The sequence below is a fragment of the Aneurinibacillus sp. Ricciae_BoGa-3 genome (genome assembly GCF_028421645.1).
Lineage (GTDB): Bacteria > Bacillota > Bacilli > Aneurinibacillales > Aneurinibacillaceae > Aneurinibacillus_B.
In genome coordinates this window covers 4,200,449-4,214,544 of sequence record NZ_CP116887.1, presented here as the reverse complement: position 1 = coordinate 4,214,544, position 14,096 = coordinate 4,200,449, and the positions used below count along the sequence as shown (strand labels likewise).

General features: G+C 45.4%; 21 protein-coding genes. 20 read left to right on the top strand and 1 reads right to left on the bottom strand.

What is annotated here, in order from left to right:
- The 14 genes from PP175_RS21490 to PP175_RS21425 all read left to right on the top strand — a co-directional run bounded on the left by PP175_RS21490 (position 1) and on the right by PP175_RS21425 (position 8,415).
- The gene (locus PP175_RS21490) at positions 1–822 is read left to right on the top strand and encodes a DnaD domain-containing protein (protein ID WP_272440264.1); all 822 of its coding nucleotides are present in this window, start codon (positions 1–3) and stop codon (positions 820–822) included.
- A complete protein-coding gene (locus PP175_RS21485) occupies positions 770–1,501 on the top strand; it encodes an ATP-binding protein (RefSeq protein ID WP_272440263.1) in 732 nt (243 codons plus the stop codon). The genes PP175_RS21490 and PP175_RS21485 overlap by 53 nt, the downstream gene beginning before the upstream one ends.
- Positions 1,498–2,850 carry a replicative DNA helicase gene (dnaB, locus tag PP175_RS21480; protein WP_272440262.1) on the top strand — a complete coding sequence of 451 codons (1,353 nt, stop codon included), beginning with the start codon at positions 1,498–1,500 and terminating at the stop codon, positions 2,848–2,850. The genes PP175_RS21485 and dnaB overlap by 4 nt, the downstream gene beginning before the upstream one ends.
- Positions 2,825–3,004, top strand: coding sequence for a hypothetical protein (locus PP175_RS21475; RefSeq protein WP_272440261.1), 180 nt, complete (start codon positions 2,825–2,827; stop codon positions 3,002–3,004). The genes dnaB and PP175_RS21475 overlap by 26 nt, the downstream gene beginning before the upstream one ends.
- Positions 3,001–3,189, top strand: a complete 189-nt coding sequence (locus PP175_RS21470; protein ID WP_272440260.1) for a hypothetical protein — start codon at positions 3,001–3,003, stop codon at positions 3,187–3,189. Before PP175_RS21475 ends, PP175_RS21470 begins: the two co-directional genes overlap by 4 nt.
- Positions 3,173–3,376, top strand: a complete 204-nt coding sequence (locus tag PP175_RS21465; RefSeq protein ID WP_272440259.1) for a hypothetical protein — start codon at positions 3,173–3,175, stop codon at positions 3,374–3,376. Before PP175_RS21470 ends, PP175_RS21465 begins: the two co-directional genes overlap by 17 nt.
- Entirely contained in the window at positions 3,354–3,713 is a 360-nt protein-coding gene (locus tag PP175_RS21460) for a hypothetical protein (protein ID WP_272440258.1), read from the top strand. The genes PP175_RS21465 and PP175_RS21460 overlap by 23 nt, the downstream gene beginning before the upstream one ends.
- Positions 3,710–4,237: a RuvC family protein gene (locus PP175_RS21455; protein ID WP_272440257.1), complete on the top strand. Its 528-nt coding sequence runs from the start codon at positions 3,710–3,712 to the stop codon at positions 4,235–4,237. Before PP175_RS21460 ends, PP175_RS21455 begins: the two co-directional genes overlap by 4 nt.
- Complete coding sequence (locus tag PP175_RS21450) at positions 4,234–4,827, top strand: hypothetical protein (RefSeq protein ID WP_272440256.1); 594 nt, start codon at positions 4,234–4,236, stop codon at positions 4,825–4,827. The genes PP175_RS21455 and PP175_RS21450 overlap by 4 nt, the downstream gene beginning before the upstream one ends.
- A gap of 96 nt (positions 4,828–4,923) precedes the next feature.
- Positions 4,924–6,048: a DNA cytosine methyltransferase gene (locus PP175_RS21445; RefSeq protein WP_272440255.1), complete on the top strand. Its 1,125-nt coding sequence runs from the start codon at positions 4,924–4,926 to the stop codon at positions 6,046–6,048.
- Entirely contained in the window at positions 6,045–6,311 is a 267-nt protein-coding gene (locus tag PP175_RS21440; RefSeq protein ID WP_272440254.1) for a hypothetical protein, read from the top strand. Before PP175_RS21445 ends, PP175_RS21440 begins: the two co-directional genes overlap by 4 nt.
- A 174-nt stretch (positions 6,312–6,485) precedes the next feature.
- Positions 6,486–6,944: an ArpU family phage packaging/lysis transcriptional regulator gene (locus PP175_RS21435; RefSeq protein ID WP_272440253.1), complete on the top strand. Its 459-nt coding sequence runs from the start codon at positions 6,486–6,488 to the stop codon at positions 6,942–6,944.
- Between the two features lie 314 nt (positions 6,945–7,258).
- On the top strand, positions 7,259–7,513 hold the full coding sequence (locus tag PP175_RS21430; protein ID WP_272440252.1) for a hypothetical protein: 255 nt from the start codon (positions 7,259–7,261) through the stop codon (positions 7,511–7,513).
- Between the two features lie 179 nt (positions 7,514–7,692).
- Entirely contained in the window at positions 7,693–8,415 is a 723-nt protein-coding gene (locus PP175_RS21425; RefSeq protein WP_272440251.1) for a hypothetical protein, read from the top strand.
- A gap of 131 nt (positions 8,416–8,546) precedes the next feature.
- Here the strand turns inward: PP175_RS21425 and PP175_RS21420 are convergent, their stop codons facing one another.
- Positions 8,547–8,681 carry a hypothetical protein gene (locus tag PP175_RS21420; protein ID WP_272440250.1) on the bottom strand — a complete coding sequence of 45 codons (135 nt, stop codon included), beginning with the start codon at positions 8,679–8,681 and terminating at the stop codon, positions 8,547–8,549.
- A 115-nt stretch (positions 8,682–8,796) separates the two neighbouring features.
- Here PP175_RS21420 and PP175_RS21415 point away from each other — a divergent pair, with 115 nt between their 5' ends.
- The 6 genes from PP175_RS21415 (at position 8,797) to PP175_RS21390 (ending at position 14,095) form a co-directional block, all read left to right on the top strand.
- Positions 8,797–9,066 carry a hypothetical protein gene (locus PP175_RS21415; RefSeq protein WP_272440249.1) on the top strand — a complete coding sequence of 90 codons (270 nt, stop codon included), beginning with the start codon at positions 8,797–8,799 and terminating at the stop codon, positions 9,064–9,066.
- A gap of 45 nt (positions 9,067–9,111) precedes the next feature.
- Positions 9,112–9,612, top strand: a complete 501-nt coding sequence (locus tag PP175_RS21410; RefSeq protein WP_272440248.1) for a hypothetical protein — start codon at positions 9,112–9,114, stop codon at positions 9,610–9,612.
- 320 nt (positions 9,613–9,932) lie between these two features.
- The gene (locus PP175_RS21405) at positions 9,933–10,721 is read left to right on the top strand and encodes a terminase small subunit (RefSeq protein WP_272440247.1); all 789 of its coding nucleotides are present in this window, start codon (positions 9,933–9,935) and stop codon (positions 10,719–10,721) included.
- Entirely contained in the window at positions 10,711–11,964 is a 1,254-nt protein-coding gene (locus PP175_RS21400) for a PBSX family phage terminase large subunit (RefSeq protein ID WP_272440246.1), read from the top strand. Before PP175_RS21405 ends, PP175_RS21400 begins: the two co-directional genes overlap by 11 nt.
- A gap of 21 nt (positions 11,965–11,985) precedes the next feature.
- Complete coding sequence (locus PP175_RS21395) at positions 11,986–13,338, top strand: phage portal protein family protein (protein ID WP_272440245.1); 1,353 nt, start codon at positions 11,986–11,988, stop codon at positions 13,336–13,338.
- The gene (locus PP175_RS21390; RefSeq protein ID WP_272440244.1) at positions 13,277–14,095 is read left to right on the top strand and encodes a minor capsid protein; all 819 of its coding nucleotides are present in this window, start codon (positions 13,277–13,279) and stop codon (positions 14,093–14,095) included. The genes PP175_RS21395 and PP175_RS21390 overlap by 62 nt, the downstream gene beginning before the upstream one ends.
- Position 14,096 lies beyond the last annotated feature (1 nt).

The following is a 14,096-nucleotide window of genomic DNA, read 5'->3' as shown; positions in this document are numbered from 1 at the left end:
ATGGAAGGGTGGATAAAACTTTACCGTAAAACTTTACGTAGCCCGATGTATAGACAGTTAAACAGCAAGCAACGGGATGTCATGATGACGGTTCTCTTGTTGGCAAATCACCAGTCAAACACATGGGAATTCAAAGGTGAAATCTATCAGGTGAAGCCAGGACAGTTTGTTACATCGCTAGAAAATCTGAAAGAAAACTGCGCTTCTGACGTCTCAATTCAAAACATAAGAACCGCATTAACCAAACTGGAATCACACGGTTTTCTAACAAACGTATCAACAAAGCGAAATAGGCTGATAACCGTTGTGAACTGGGCGTTTTATCAAGGTGATGATGAACCTGCTAACAAAGAGATTAACCATCAACTAACAAACAATCAACAGACAACTAACAGACAACTAACAACTAACAAGAATGAAAAGAATTTAAAAGATCTTAATACTACTACTCCTACACAAACCAGCGCACATGAAGATCTGAATCCAATAGTTGTTTATGAACAGGAGATAGGACGTTTTACAGACACCATTCGAGACAAAATGATTGATTGGTTAGACGGAGGTTACTTCGATGAACCAGATGCAATTGTGATAGCTGCCATTCAAGAAGCAGCCATTTACGAAAAGAGATCATGGGCTTACCTGGACAGGATTCTACAGGAATGCTTAGTGAAAAACATCCGGACAGTTGAGCAGTTCCGGCAGAAAAAAGCCGAAGCAGCTGCCTTGAAGGATAAAAAGCTGATTCATCTTCCGAAAGGAGAGCGAAATGAAAAGCCTGAAAGAGATTCTAAAGACTCCAAATACGAGTATAAGTGGTGAACAACTCGAGGCCTTTAAACGCCAGCGAGAAGCAGAGGAAAGGGAGATGCTGCAGCAAATCATGCGGGAAAATTTAGCTGCTCGCCAAACGAACCTGGAGCGAATCTTTGACGAAAACAGCCTAATCCCCCTAGCGCTCCGGAACGCAACTTTCGAAAACTACGAGTCAGCTAACATACACCTGAGAAGGGCAAAAGAAATGGCATATGGCTATGCGGAGACGTTTAAGGCTGACGAATCGAAAAACCTTTTACTCACAGGAGATTACGGAGTAGGCAAGTCTCATCTGGCTGTATCGGTTCTCAAGCGACTCATCAAACGGGACTTCACCGGCATCTTTATCACGGTACCTGAGCTGCTGACGAAAATCAGGTCCACCTACAACAAGGAAAGCAATCATACAGAGCTTCAACTCCTTGAAATTATCAAAGGCGTGGATTGCCTGGTACTCGACGACATTGGTACCGAGAACGGCAGCGATTGGGCAGTGTCCAAGCTGTTTGAGGTAGTGGATGGCCGGCTGGGCAAACATACGATTTACACCACCAACTTAGACAGTAAGGCCACGGAAAAGAAGATTGGTGAACGTAATTTTTCCCGGCTGATGTTTGATACGGTACCGGTTGTAATGACTGGTGAAGATTATCGGCGCCGTGGATTCGGGAGGGATGGACAGTGAACGAAGCAGAATACAGCATCCCGGCTAATGTACAGCTCGAGGAGGAAGTGCTGGCCAGCATGATTTTTGAGCCCGAGACAATCGGGGAAGTTGCCGGTACCCTTCAACCCGAACAGTTCTACTCGGTACCCAATCGCAAGCTTTACCAGGCGATTGTAGAAAACTGGGAAGAAGACTCTAACTCGATAAACCTAGTAAAGCTGGTACCGACATTTGAACAGCTTGATATTAGCGCCAGCCACTTAACTGATGTCGCAGGCTCCATCGCTTCGTTCTGGGAAATCAAACAGAGGGCTGAAAGGTTACAGCAGCTGGCCACACTGAGAAGCGCGATGAGGGCCGGCAACCAACTAATTGCTAACGCTCGTAATTGGCAGGCGATGGACCAGGCTGATATCCAAAAGGTTGTGGTAGACGCACAATCTTCACTAGAAAAAATCGGTGACGACAACGTTCGGAACACAATGCATAAGATTCGTGATGTGGTGATGGACTACGTAGACCGAATTGGTGAGAGATTGGACAACCCCGGTCCTGTGAGTGCGCTGGCAGGGATACCAACTGGCCTGAATGATCTGGACAAGCTTCTGGGTGGCTGTTCACCCACTGAGCTTATAATCTTAGCGGCTAGGCCATCAATGGGAAAAACGGCGTTGATGAATCAGTTGGTACTCAATATGGCCGGGAAAAGCTCAGGGGCAATACCGATCTTCTCACTTGAAATGTCAGCCGATAAGCTGGTGGCTCGGATGATTGCTAATCTCGGTAATCTGTACAATCTGGAAGGGCGAGAGATCACCGAACAAGATTACTTGAAGCTGACCATGGCTGCAGTTGATCTAGCAGAACGGAACATACTCATCGATGATGAGCCCCGACAGACGGTGGCCAAAATTAAAGCGAAAGCGCGAAGAGTTCAGCAGGAGCATGGCCTAGCTGCCATCTTCATCGACTACCTGCAGTTCATCGAATCGCCAGTAAGGGGCATGACCCGGGCAGAGGCCGTGAGTACGAATACAAAAGCGTTGAAGAACATGGCGAAGGAGTTTGGGGTTCCAGTGATTGCACTAGCGCAGGTTGGCCGCCAGGTTGAACAGAGGCAGGACAAGCGCCCGATGATGTCCGACTTGCGCGAATCGGGTGAGATCGAACAGACGGCCGACAAGGTCGCTTTTCTCTACCGCGACGATTATTACGACAAAAGCAGCGAGAAGAAAAACATCGTGGAAGTCATCGTGGCCAAGAATCGGGACGGAGCAGTAGGAACTGCTGAACTGGCTTTTCTCAAGGAGTACGGGAAATTCTTAAACCTGGAGGGACACCATGCTGAACAAATGGCATGTTTATAACGAGCTGATTGAACACTATCAGGCAACCAGGGAAGTGATGGATCCAAATACTTTTCAAAAGCGATTTTCCGGACAGGTATTGAGCAAAGATGCCATTGAGGCGTTATACGAGTTTGATAGATTTTTAGAAAAAAGCCGGGTGGTTACACAATGATTTGTCGGGTTTTGTTTCCAGAGAGAGCATGTGCTTCTCAGTTAGCCGTCTCTTTATCAAGTTTGGCTAACCAACTAGCAAAAGTAGACGCGCGGAACCGGCGTGTTACGGGGATGCGATTTAATAAGCAAGATAAAGCCATCGAAGTACAACTGGAGGAGATACCGGATGCCCAACTTTTATGACCGAGGACGTAATAGAACGCTGGTTCCTCGGGAGATTCGTGAAAATAACGCGCCGGGTGTTGTTCTTGAATACAAATTATCGCCGGCTGAATTAGAGAATTACCGGACGTTGCCAGTACCGAAAGGAAAGAAGCCAATGACGCTAGGGAGAGGAAGGAAGAAAAATGAACAAAAACTTAATGCGTGATGCAAATGCCAAGTTGCAGCTGCAGGTAATCGAGCTAAAACAGCAACGGACTGAAATACAGCGGAAACTGAATGATGCAAATGGAATGATAGAAAAATTGACGATGGAAAACAAAGGATTACTTGCTACCATCCGGGATACGGCAAGGCGAGAAATTCAACTTGGCAGGCAAATAGATTTGCTACAGGAGGAGATTCGAAAATTGGCCGGTGCTTCAAATGAGCAAGGCAGCCTGATGGAAGCTTACCGGAAAGTGCTCGGTGCCGAAATGACCCGGCAACCTCAACCAGTCCCTGTACATATCCTTTGGACCAAGCATGGAGGCGTAAACCATTGAGTCGGCGCTACATCGGGATTGACCCCAGCACCAAAACCGGATTTGTAGCCCTCTCGCCTTCTGGTAGCTTGCTGGATGCTCGGGAGATCGAAGGGAAGGGCAATGACCCCCGACGCATGTACAGCATCATACAGGCCGTTTCTGAGGCTGTTAAGCCGGATGATGTTATCTGCGTTGAAGGGTTTGGGTTTGCCTCTCAATCTGGCTTCCTGCTGGGTGGTATAGGCTGGGGGATTCGGATGGAATTGTACCGACGCGACCTAACTTATACAGAAGTAGCACCAGCTGCTTTGAAGAAATTCACAGGATCCGGGGGCAATGCCAGCAAAGAACAGGTTGCTGTTCATACTTGGAAATCATGGGGGTTTGAATGTAAATCCAATAACGTTACAGACGCTTTTGTTCTTGCCAGGATCGCTTTAGCCATGCATGAACCTGTGATGTTAAGAAAACATCAGTCACAAGTAATTGACGTAATAAAAAATCCACCACAGAAGATGAAAAAGGAGAGAAAAAAAGCATGAACGCAGATTTTAGAGCCCGAGTAGCCGGTCTGAATGTTACCGATAAAAAGCTGAAGTTAACACTAGAACTGGATGTTGAAATTAGACCGATAGCTCTTTCTTCCATCACACAGATGATTGGTGAGGACGTCACCGTCAACCTCGGCAGCCCGCAGATGGAAATGGATTTTGATGGACTTGACAATCATGAAATGGATTTTCAACCACATGAAGAACGGACAACCTACCAAACCGATGCATCTGGTGTAGTGGTTCATGTATTTCCATTGCCAGAATCCAAGCAAGAGGAGCAACAGAAAACAGAGGGCGAGAACATCATCGAGGGTGAATTTACAGTGATAACGGATGGAAAGGATATGGAACAATCGCCATCCGAAGAAGAAATCGAAGAGTTTATCCTCAGCGGTCATGCTCCTCTTTTCGATGACATCCCATTCGATTTTCCGCAGTTGCTGCACACTAAGAAAAATTTAGGCAGCTGGACGAAGGTAGCGGCCCACCTTGGGGAGTCTGTAGGCAAACTGCGACGTGATTACAACACTTATAAGGAACGCATCGCTGAGGAAATGCGTCGCGGGGATACGGCGTAATAGAATCGGTTGCCTGCCGGCGTCCTCCGGGGCGTTGGTGGGTACCTGCATCAAAGTTAAATTAGCCTGCATCAAAGTTGGGAGGGAGAAGAAGAAATGAGGATGCTAGATTTATTCTCAGGTATTGGTGGGATAAGCCTGGCAGCTGAATGGGCCGGAATTGAAACAGTGGCCTTCTGCGAGATTGAATCTTTCCCTCAGAAAGTGCTAAGGAAAAACTGGCCAGATGTACCGATTTTTGAAGATGTAGAAAAGCTATCAAAAAAAGCATTGATAGACGAAGGGGTGATAGACGATGAGCGAACAATTGACATTATTTGCGGAGGATACCCTTGCCAGCCTTTCAGTCATGCCGGGAAGCGAGGAGGCAAGGAAGATGACCGTCACCTCTGGCCAGAAATGTTTAGGCTTATTAAAGAGATCAGGCCCGCTTGGATTGTTGGAGAAAATGTTGCTGGACACATCTCTTTGGGGCTCGACGATGTACTTGCTGACCTGGAAGGTGAAGGCTACCAAGCAAGGGCGTTTGTACTTCCGGCTGCATCCGTCGGTGCTCCACATCGAAGAGACAGAGTGTTCATTGTGGCCGACTCCGAGAGCCAACGATGCACTGAAGCGAGGGAACATCAATGTCACCGATCCAAGGAACGGGCTTCCAGCAGCAGTGAAGAAGGCTTGGCCGACTCCAAAAGGAACGCTGAGAGGGGATTGTCCCTCGGAACGCGGGAGAAGGACGCCAGATTTGCATGCTGCAGTAAAGATGTGGCCAACTCCAGCGGCTCAAGATGGAAAGAACAGCACGTTTCCACCGAGTCAGATAGCAAGGGATACATTACCGGGTGCTCTGCTAAGGGCATGGCCGACACCCCAAGCTTCAGACAATCGGGACCGAGGGAATTTATCAAGCCCTTGCATTCAGAAAAGAGTAGAGAATGGAAAGCAGGTCGGTCTATCGATGTGCGCATCAGAAAAGAGCGGCCAACTCAATCCAGAATGGGTGGAATGCTTGATGGGATTTCCGAATGGCTGGACAGACATCAGTGGCCTGCAGGATTAGGGCAAGAACAATTTGGATGGGAGCCTCCAAGAGTAGCTACTGGAGCAAAAGATCGGGTCGGAAGGTTAAAAGGATTAGGAAACGCTGTAGTACCCCAACAAATTTATCCATTTTTCTTGGCGATAAAAACAATAAATGACATAGAAGTAAGGGGATTAGCATGATAAGCCAAATGACAAGTGAACAACTCAAATCACTGCGCTGGGAACTTTCCCAGCCATGGTGTCCGGATGTTAAGGCTGCTGTTGCATTAAGTCTTGTGGATGAAGTTGAGAAATTACAGGCATCGCGTGCAAAGATTATACATCTTAGCCAACTGTCTGCACTGCAACGAAATATGAAAGGGGAGAATGGAATGAACGTGAGTAATGCGGTATATGAAGCAACCAAGGTGCTAGCAGAGTGGAAGGAAAGCCAAAATAAATAACCCTTCTGTTGAACAGAAGGGAATCAGGGGGAGTAAGTTCTAGGGTGTTGCTTTACTATTACCCCTAAATATCTCACTTAAACAAAAAACGCCCCTTCCGGTCGGCCAACCGGTGAGGGGTTCCCTGCTTACTATCTAACAAGAATATTTTACCATGAGCAGGGGGAGTAGGTCATGCAAATCTCTTTTCTTCCTAAGATAAACAGAAAAGAAACACAACGACGGGTAGAGGAAGCACTGGACACTGCGAGGATTTATAGACGGATTGGATTTGTGCGGCGTGAGATTAAGAGTACTCCTTCATATGACCCTCGATATCACGGCCCTACCAATTTAACAAGCGATTCGGTTGGAGATAATGCTAGCTGGAACGTAGACGCCGAGGAGCGCATAAAGGAGCTCACTGAACGTGTGGAGCGAGCAGTAAATAAGCTGCCGAAGAGACAACGCGAAATTATTAAGCTGCGCTACCTGAACGATGATGTCGAGGGAAACTATGATTATATCGTCTGCATGGAGTTGGAGATATCGGAGCGCACTTATGGCCGTGAGAAATCTCGGGCTGTATATACTTTGGCCTTTATGTTGAAGCTGGAAGTTTTGGATGAAAGCCCGGATCCAGTGTCAGCATAAAAATAAGTGGCAGACTTTTGGCGGGAATATGGCGTGAAATTGGCTGGATTTTGGCAAGGTTTTGGCGCGGTGTTTGGAGGTGAACGTGTTACGATGGTAGTGTCAAAAGATAAGCGAAAGCGAAGGGGCCGTTCCTAAAAGGAGCGGTCTTTTTGTTTGCTTGAAAGTGGTGAGAACGATGTGAAGCGCACCAGATCAGAGAAAAAGGAACATAAGCAGCAGTTGGAGAAATGCCGAACATGCCCTTGGGGAACGAAGTTGGCTGGGAAGATTATGTGTATTCGGATCACATGCGTGAAGGGGGGTGAAAGCAAATGATAGGTTATGCATACATGAGTAAATCAGGTACGCTTCATATCGTGGACAAGCGATCAGACGCAGAGGAATTCAGTGTGAGTGGAAAAATTGTGGAGACTGATCTACCACATCGTGGGGGTTATGAAATCGATGCAGCCGGCGAAAATCTTATCGCGGAGGATGGCGTGGTACATATTGATGATGCACACGCAGCACCGGTGAGTCTGGATCGTTTCCCTGAATTAAAAGCGTTGTATGAGCAAGTAAAATAATTTTTCGAGTGTATGAGTGCACGTCAGGCCCTCCAGCCTGGCGTTGACTGCTCAACCAAATTAACTAGTGGTCGGGTTGAGTGGTCAACGGTTGGTTGAAATAATTCTTTGTAATCATCAGTTTCTAAGAAAGGGATGTGAGGCATAGGAAGCGAATAAATTAGACGAAGAGGTGAAAAATGGATACTTTTTTAGGTACTTTAATATTCCTGCTTCCGGGGTTAATGCTTTATTTTTGGCTACAATCATTTGGAATAAATCCAGTAGTAAAACATAATCCAACAGAATTTACAGCAGTCACAATACTTTTATGGTTTCCTGTTTCCCTTACGTCTTTATTAATTTTTAATGTATTATTAAAACATCAGATTATCCCTCAAACTCTAAAGCAGATCTGGACAATTACACAGTTTAAATCTGAATCTGATAACTTGTTATTTTTAATTTTATTCTTAGGAATAAGTTTATTAGTAAGTATTATTTATGGAACGATATGGGCTTTATGGTTAAATTCTATTCTTTTAAAGTGCGTTAATAAAATAAGGACCTGGAGAGGGATTGCTCCTCTATCCAAGACTGCTTCTGTATGGGATGAAGTATTTTTAAATAACGATGCACAGGTTATTGAATTTGGTAAGATAGATAAAGAGAACCATATGATTGGTGAAATAAAAAAAGCGTCCCGGCCATTTGAGCCTGAACGCAATCTATACCTTGAAGAAGTAGAGTTTTTTACAGATCTGGTCACAAAATACAAAATTCCAGTTTCAAATGTTTTTTATGACATAAAGTCGGGAACATATGTAAAGATATTTGATCCTGAATCTATAAAACAAGCTCAAATTGAGAATTTGAAAGAGAATGGCTCTACTTCTTCTGATCAGACGGAGAAGATTGACTGACTTTTGCTGAGGGTTTGTTAACTGAATAATCTTGTTTATAAATTTTAGCAGAAGGTTTTTCACAAGAATCAGTTACAGGCCTTTCTTTACTACTCATATATCCCACCTCCTTTTCAGAGATATCTTTTATTTTACTTTTTCTTTGTTGGCGGGGGTTTTAACCTTGCTGATGGCTTATCCACAGATCCGGTAACGCGTGCTGAAGGTTTATCAACTGATTTTCCTAAATCTTTTCCAATGAGCTTTGGATTAAATTTTTTATTCATCACTGTTCCTCCCTTCTTTGTTGTACGGTCTCAAAATTCGACGAATATAGGTGCATTTCCTTTTTAAGTAATAGGACAAAAGAAGAGATAGTGAGAGCAGGGGAGGTGATAATAGATGGAGCATCTTGATCAGGCTGATTGGGAAGGTATCCGAGGATACCGTGATCAAATATTTATGGTTGAAGCGGAAGGCATTGGAGGATATACACAGTTAGATGCGGTAGATAGAAATGCTCTCTTGTATGTGAGCAAATATGTAAGTTACGTAAACAAATCCTTTGTTCACGTACATGAAATTATTGACCGTGTTATTGATCAAAACAATAATCTTATCCTCTTTGTTAAAACAAACGGAATAGATTTAGATTTTAAGCCGCTCTTTTAGAGTGGTTTTTTCTTTTATTTTGCCTTAGGAGGTGGGTGATATGACATGAGCGACCAAATAAACGCCCGATCCTTTCAGAATAACATGCCAGAAACCGTAAAGGTATCAGTCGAAGTCAAGCCTGGCGAGTCCATTAAAGCATTCCGACCACGAATCTTTAAAAACTTCGACTTCACGATGGTTTTCCATGCTAATAACCGGGAACTGGTCCGCAATAAGAAGTTAAGCGATGACGAAAAGTCATTGCTTTTTTCTTTGCTCATTTATCTAGATTATGACCAGTATGTGAAGGACGAGAGCGCAATGTTCTTTAATGTAGGCCGGGTAGCTGAGCTTTTAGGATGGAGTAGGCAGCGTGCCGGCCGGGTTCTGGAGGGTCTGTGCAGCCACTCAAAAAGGCTACTTGCTTACACAAAAATTGGTCGAGAGAAGTATTACATGCTTAATCCTCATTTTATCTTCCGTGGCGATACTTCCAGCATGGATACGGCCATTAAACTTTTTGAGCAGTCGGCTATTGACATTGCTGAAAGTGACGTTCTCTAGTTTGGAAGCAGAATCCAATATGTTACGGTAACATAACTTATATGTTACGCTGGCATAACATATTTTTTGGCCAAAATGCAGTAATGACGAGGCTTCTGGCACTTTACCCTTTCTTATCCCCTATTGATGGGGGTTATTAAAATGCTGTAGAGCCTTAAAGAACTCTAAAAAGCACTAAAGAAACAGCCGTCGTCAGAAGAAAAATGGAGCCAACGAGGCCGAAGAAAATATTTTCTTTCAAGGCTGAGGAAGGCTAAAGCAAGCGAAGCGCGGTAGAAAAACGCGGCGCTTATTTTATTTCGGGTGGTGGTGATGATGTAGTGGCCAAGTGGACAGATGAGCAAAAACAAAAGGCACTGGAATTGGCTGCAGCTGCAACAATCAAACAGGCATCTGAAGAATTAGGCATTCCGGAAGGGACGATAAAACGGTGGCGGAATGAGACGCAATCTAAGCGAACCGAACCACAGAAAAATCAGCCTAAACCGAACCGAACCAAAAGCGAACCGAACCATGATAAATCGGAGCCGTTAGATGATTCTGGCTTAACACCCAAGCAGCGTCTTTTTGTGCAGGAATACTTAATAGACTTGAATGCTACTCAGGCAGCAACAAGGGCCGGTTATGCATCTGATTCGGCTCATGTACAGGGCGCACGCCTGCTAACGAATGATAAGGTTAAGCTAGCAATCGACGTGGCGCAGGAAGCCCGTCAGAAACGCACAGGCATCACGGCTGATCGAGTCGTTGAACAGATAGCCAAGATCGCCTTTGTGGACATTCGAGACATCGTAACTTGGGAGGAAGGAAAGATTCGAATTCGTCCCAGTGATGAGATTGACGGTACCGTTCTGGCCGAGATCAGCGAGACGATCTCTGAAGGTGGGGCTGTTTCTAAAAAAGTGAAAATCAATGATCGAATGCGTGCGCTTGATATGCTGGCTAAGCATACAGGGCTTTTGGATAGCCATCGGCGCAAATTGGAAGAGTCGAAAGAGAAAAGGGCCACTGAGAAGCACGCTTTGGATATGGCCAAAGCCAATGTGGACCAGGACACCGGAGATGTCGTGATAGTCGTGGACCTCGAGGATGATGACGATGAAAGTTAACGTCAAAATCAAAAAGAGTGTGTTCAATCCCTGTTACGTGCCGCTGCTTGAAGACCAAAACCGTTATCTGATTCTATACGGCGGTGCTGGTTCTGGTAAATCGGTATTTGCTGGCCAAAAAATTTTATATCGTCTGTTGTGTGAAGAAAAACACCGTTTCCTGGTGCTGCGGAAAGTAGCGCGTACTATTCGGAACTCGGTGTTTATGCTTTTTAAGGACACAATCAATGCCTGGGGATTGCAGAAGCTTTTCAAAGTCGTAGAGTCTAACATGGAAATTCGCTGCGCGAATGGTAATAGCATTATTTTCGCGGGGATGGATGATCCGGAAAAGCTAAAATCTATTACCGGCATCACTGGTATATGGGTGGAGGAAGCTTCTGAATTTGACCAGGCAGACATTCAGCAGCTGGACTTGCGTTTGCGGGGCAAAACGCGCAACTACAAACAGATGATTATCAGCTTTAACCCTATATCCCATCTGCACTGGTTGAAGCGCGTCTACTTCGACAGTCCAAAGGAAAACGCAACGGTAAAGCATACGACTTACCTGGACAATAAATTCATTGATGAAGCATATCGCCAGGTACTTGAGGACCTTAAAACGCAGGATTACACCTATTACATGGTGTACGCAATTGGACAATGGGGTGTGCTTGGGAACCTCATCTTTACGAATTACGAGGTTAAAGAGATTCCGACGGATCCGGAGTATTACAATGCCCGTTCAAACGGTCTGGACTTCGGGTTCGTGCATCCGAGTGCGTTCCTAAAGCTCGCATACAAAGAGGATGCCATTTATATTTTCGATGAGGTGTACGAAAGTCAGCTGACAAACCAGCAATTAATACAGCTGATAAAGCCCAAGAGTGGCAATGAATACACGATTGCTGATTCTGCCGAACCTGACAGGATAGCGGAGTGCCGGCAGTCTGGCATGCGGGTCGTTCCGGCTACAAAAGGGAAAGACAGCGTAAAAAACTCAATAGATTGGTTAAAGCGGAAGAAGATTTACATTCATCCACGCTGCATTAATACCATTCGCGAGATTCAGATATACAAATGGCGTGAGGATGCCAAGGGGAATGTGCTGGACGAGCCGGTAAATGTGAAAGACGATGCCATGGCTGCCCTGCGATATGGGTCAGAGCATTGGAGGAAGCAAGAAATGCTCACGAGTCAATCAGGCAAGCCATCTGCAAAAGTATCAGGTAGGATAACCACTGCCGATGTTGATTGGTAGTTTTGTTAGGAGGTGAAACAAGTGGAAAAATATCATCCGTTAATCGGGCAGATCGGTTCGCAGCTGTATACGACCTTCTTCATGTTCGACAACTGTATTTTAAATCCGGAGACCGTGCCAATTGATGAATACGAACGAATGGTTGATACGGATGAAACGGTGGCGGTCGGCATTCAATTTGTGATCTCGAGTGTTCTGATGAAGCTAGGAGAATATCAGCATTCAAACAAAAAGATAGCAGACTTTGTAAATGAAAACTTTGAGGAGATGAAGGGAAATCTTCATACTGCCTGTGAGGACATTTTATCTGCGCTTTGGTCTGGTTATAGTGGTACAGAGATTGTTTGGAAGAGTAGTGGCAGCCATATCGTGTTAGATCGGCTGGCTACTTACCATCCAAAAACCATTTACATTATGGTAGACCGTGAGACAGGGGAGTACCAAGGCTTTAAGCAATGGCGCTGGTTCGCTGGTAGCCCGATTGATATTCCTCCAGAAAAGGCCATTCTCCACACGTATAACCCACGTTTCGGGAACTTGTATGGCCGGAGCATATTAAAGCCGATCCGAAAAAACTGGCTACTAAAGGACCCTGTTCTTAAAATGTGGACCCGGGCACTTGATCGATATGGCACACCCCTTGTAGCCCTTTTCCTACCAGATGAGCAGATTGAGGACCCGGAAAACCCAGGAATCATGATCAATCAGATGGAATGGGGAAATCGGGTTTTAAAGGATATGCAGAACGGGACGGGATTCGTGTTCCGTAGCGGTTCTAAAGATTATGGTACCGAAACGAAAGCTGAAGCAATTACAGCTGGTGGTAGTGGTATTGGTGATGCCTTCGAAAAAGCCGTATCCTATTTCAATAAAATGATTTTGAGAGGCATGCTGGTCCCCTCGTTGGTATTTGATGAGGGTGGCAAAGGTAGCGGAAGTTATGCGCTGGGTCAGAGTCACTTTGGCATTTTCAATCTTGGTGTTAGCAACATGTATAACTCCATTACAGAAACGTTGCTTGATCAATTGGTTCGACGTCTGGTTGATATTAACTTTGGTCCACAAAAAGATTATGGATCATTCGTTGAAAACGAGATTGAATCAGAAGATATGAAACTGCTTTATGAGGGATTCATCGGACTAACAAATTCCGGGTTTATCGATCCGACTATCCAAGAAGATTTTGACGAGGTGCGCCATAAGATGGGGCTTCCTCAACGCAAGGTGGTGACACCGGATGAGAAAGTGGCTGCCGTGGCAGAGAACGAATATGCTCGCTACACGCAAGACGGTCGAGATATCGGAGACCCGCTTGCACAGACGAATGATGCGGGATCTGATGCAGCGGGAGAAGGAAACGCTCAAACGGCTTAAAATAGCCCTCACAGCGTTCATTCATCTTCCTGTTGTCTTTACTCATGAACAAGTCGTTTCGTGGTATCCTGCCCAGGCTGGAACGCTAGGTAAGATTTTAAAATTATACATCCATGACACATTCGGATATGGGCAGGCTCACGGGGATGTGCTGGTTCGAGATCTACATCGTCGATTTGATAAACGGATGTTGGCCAGTTGGCAGCCGTCTATTCGCTTAGCCGAAGATGACGAGCTCCCGTACTGGCAGGAAGATACCTGGTTTAAGCCAGAGAGGGCGATTAAGGCCTTAGAAGCTAGGGAGTTGGTGCTCGCCGGTTCATGGGAGTCCGATATCATAACAGCCGTTAAGCAGGTTGCTATTCAGGTACTGCACGGGATGCCACGAAAGGATGCGCAAGCGCAAATTCAGGACCTGCTTCAAAAAAATATCAATCGGGCATCGCTGATTGTTACAACAGAGACGACTTATGCGTATAATCGCGGTCGTCTTTCTTCGTTTAAAGCGAATCAGGTGGATTACGTAAGGTTTTCAGCGATTATGGACGCCAGAACAAGTCCACAATGCAGAAGCCGGAACGGATTGGTACTGTCAATGGATTCACCAGAACTTGGTGCCAATACACCTCCGTTGCATGGCCGTTGCCGGTCTGTGTTAACGCCAATTTATTCAGCTTATCAGCCAGAGCTTATCACACCTCAATTGCTGGATTGGTCAACAGTTAAACCGTTGCCGAAAGGCTGGAGGACAGCCTGAA

Excerpts from the sequence above, each read along its gene's own strand:
- PP175_RS21490 (WP_272440264.1), top strand. The coding sequence starts at position 1 with ATGGAAGGGTGGATAAAACTTTACCGTAAAACTTTACGTAGCCCGATG.
- PP175_RS21485 (WP_272440263.1), top strand. The coding sequence starts at position 770 with ATGAAAAGCCTGAAAGAGATTCTAAAGACTCCAAATACGAGTATAAGT.
- PP175_RS21475 (WP_272440261.1), top strand. The coding sequence starts at position 2,825 with ATGCTGAACAAATGGCATGTTTATAACGAGCTGATTGAACACTATCAG.
- PP175_RS21470 (WP_272440260.1), top strand. The coding sequence starts at position 3,001 with ATGATTTGTCGGGTTTTGTTTCCAGAGAGAGCATGTGCTTCTCAGTTA.
- PP175_RS21465 (WP_272440259.1), top strand. The coding sequence starts at position 3,173 with ATGCCCAACTTTTATGACCGAGGACGTAATAGAACGCTGGTTCCTCGG.
- PP175_RS21460 (WP_272440258.1), top strand. The coding sequence starts at position 3,354 with ATGAACAAAAACTTAATGCGTGATGCAAATGCCAAGTTGCAGCTGCAG.
- PP175_RS21450 (WP_272440256.1), top strand. The coding sequence starts at position 4,234 with ATGAACGCAGATTTTAGAGCCCGAGTAGCCGGTCTGAATGTTACCGAT.
- PP175_RS21445 (WP_272440255.1), top strand. The coding sequence starts at position 4,924 with ATGAGGATGCTAGATTTATTCTCAGGTATTGGTGGGATAAGCCTGGCA.
- PP175_RS21440 (WP_272440254.1), top strand. The coding sequence starts at position 6,045 with ATGATAAGCCAAATGACAAGTGAACAACTCAAATCACTGCGCTGGGAA.
- PP175_RS21435 (WP_272440253.1), top strand. The coding sequence starts at position 6,486 with ATGCAAATCTCTTTTCTTCCTAAGATAAACAGAAAAGAAACACAACGA.
- PP175_RS21430 (WP_272440252.1), top strand. The coding sequence starts at position 7,259 with ATGATAGGTTATGCATACATGAGTAAATCAGGTACGCTTCATATCGTG.
- PP175_RS21425 (WP_272440251.1), top strand. The coding sequence starts at position 7,693 with ATGGATACTTTTTTAGGTACTTTAATATTCCTGCTTCCGGGGTTAATG.
- PP175_RS21420 (WP_272440250.1), bottom strand. The coding sequence starts at position 8,681 with ATGAATAAAAAATTTAATCCAAAGCTCATTGGAAAAGATTTAGGAAAA.
- PP175_RS21415 (WP_272440249.1), top strand. The coding sequence starts at position 8,797 with ATGGAGCATCTTGATCAGGCTGATTGGGAAGGTATCCGAGGATACCGT.
- PP175_RS21410 (WP_272440248.1), top strand. The coding sequence starts at position 9,112 with ATGAGCGACCAAATAAACGCCCGATCCTTTCAGAATAACATGCCAGAA.
- PP175_RS21400 (WP_272440246.1), top strand. The coding sequence starts at position 10,711 with ATGAAAGTTAACGTCAAAATCAAAAAGAGTGTGTTCAATCCCTGTTAC.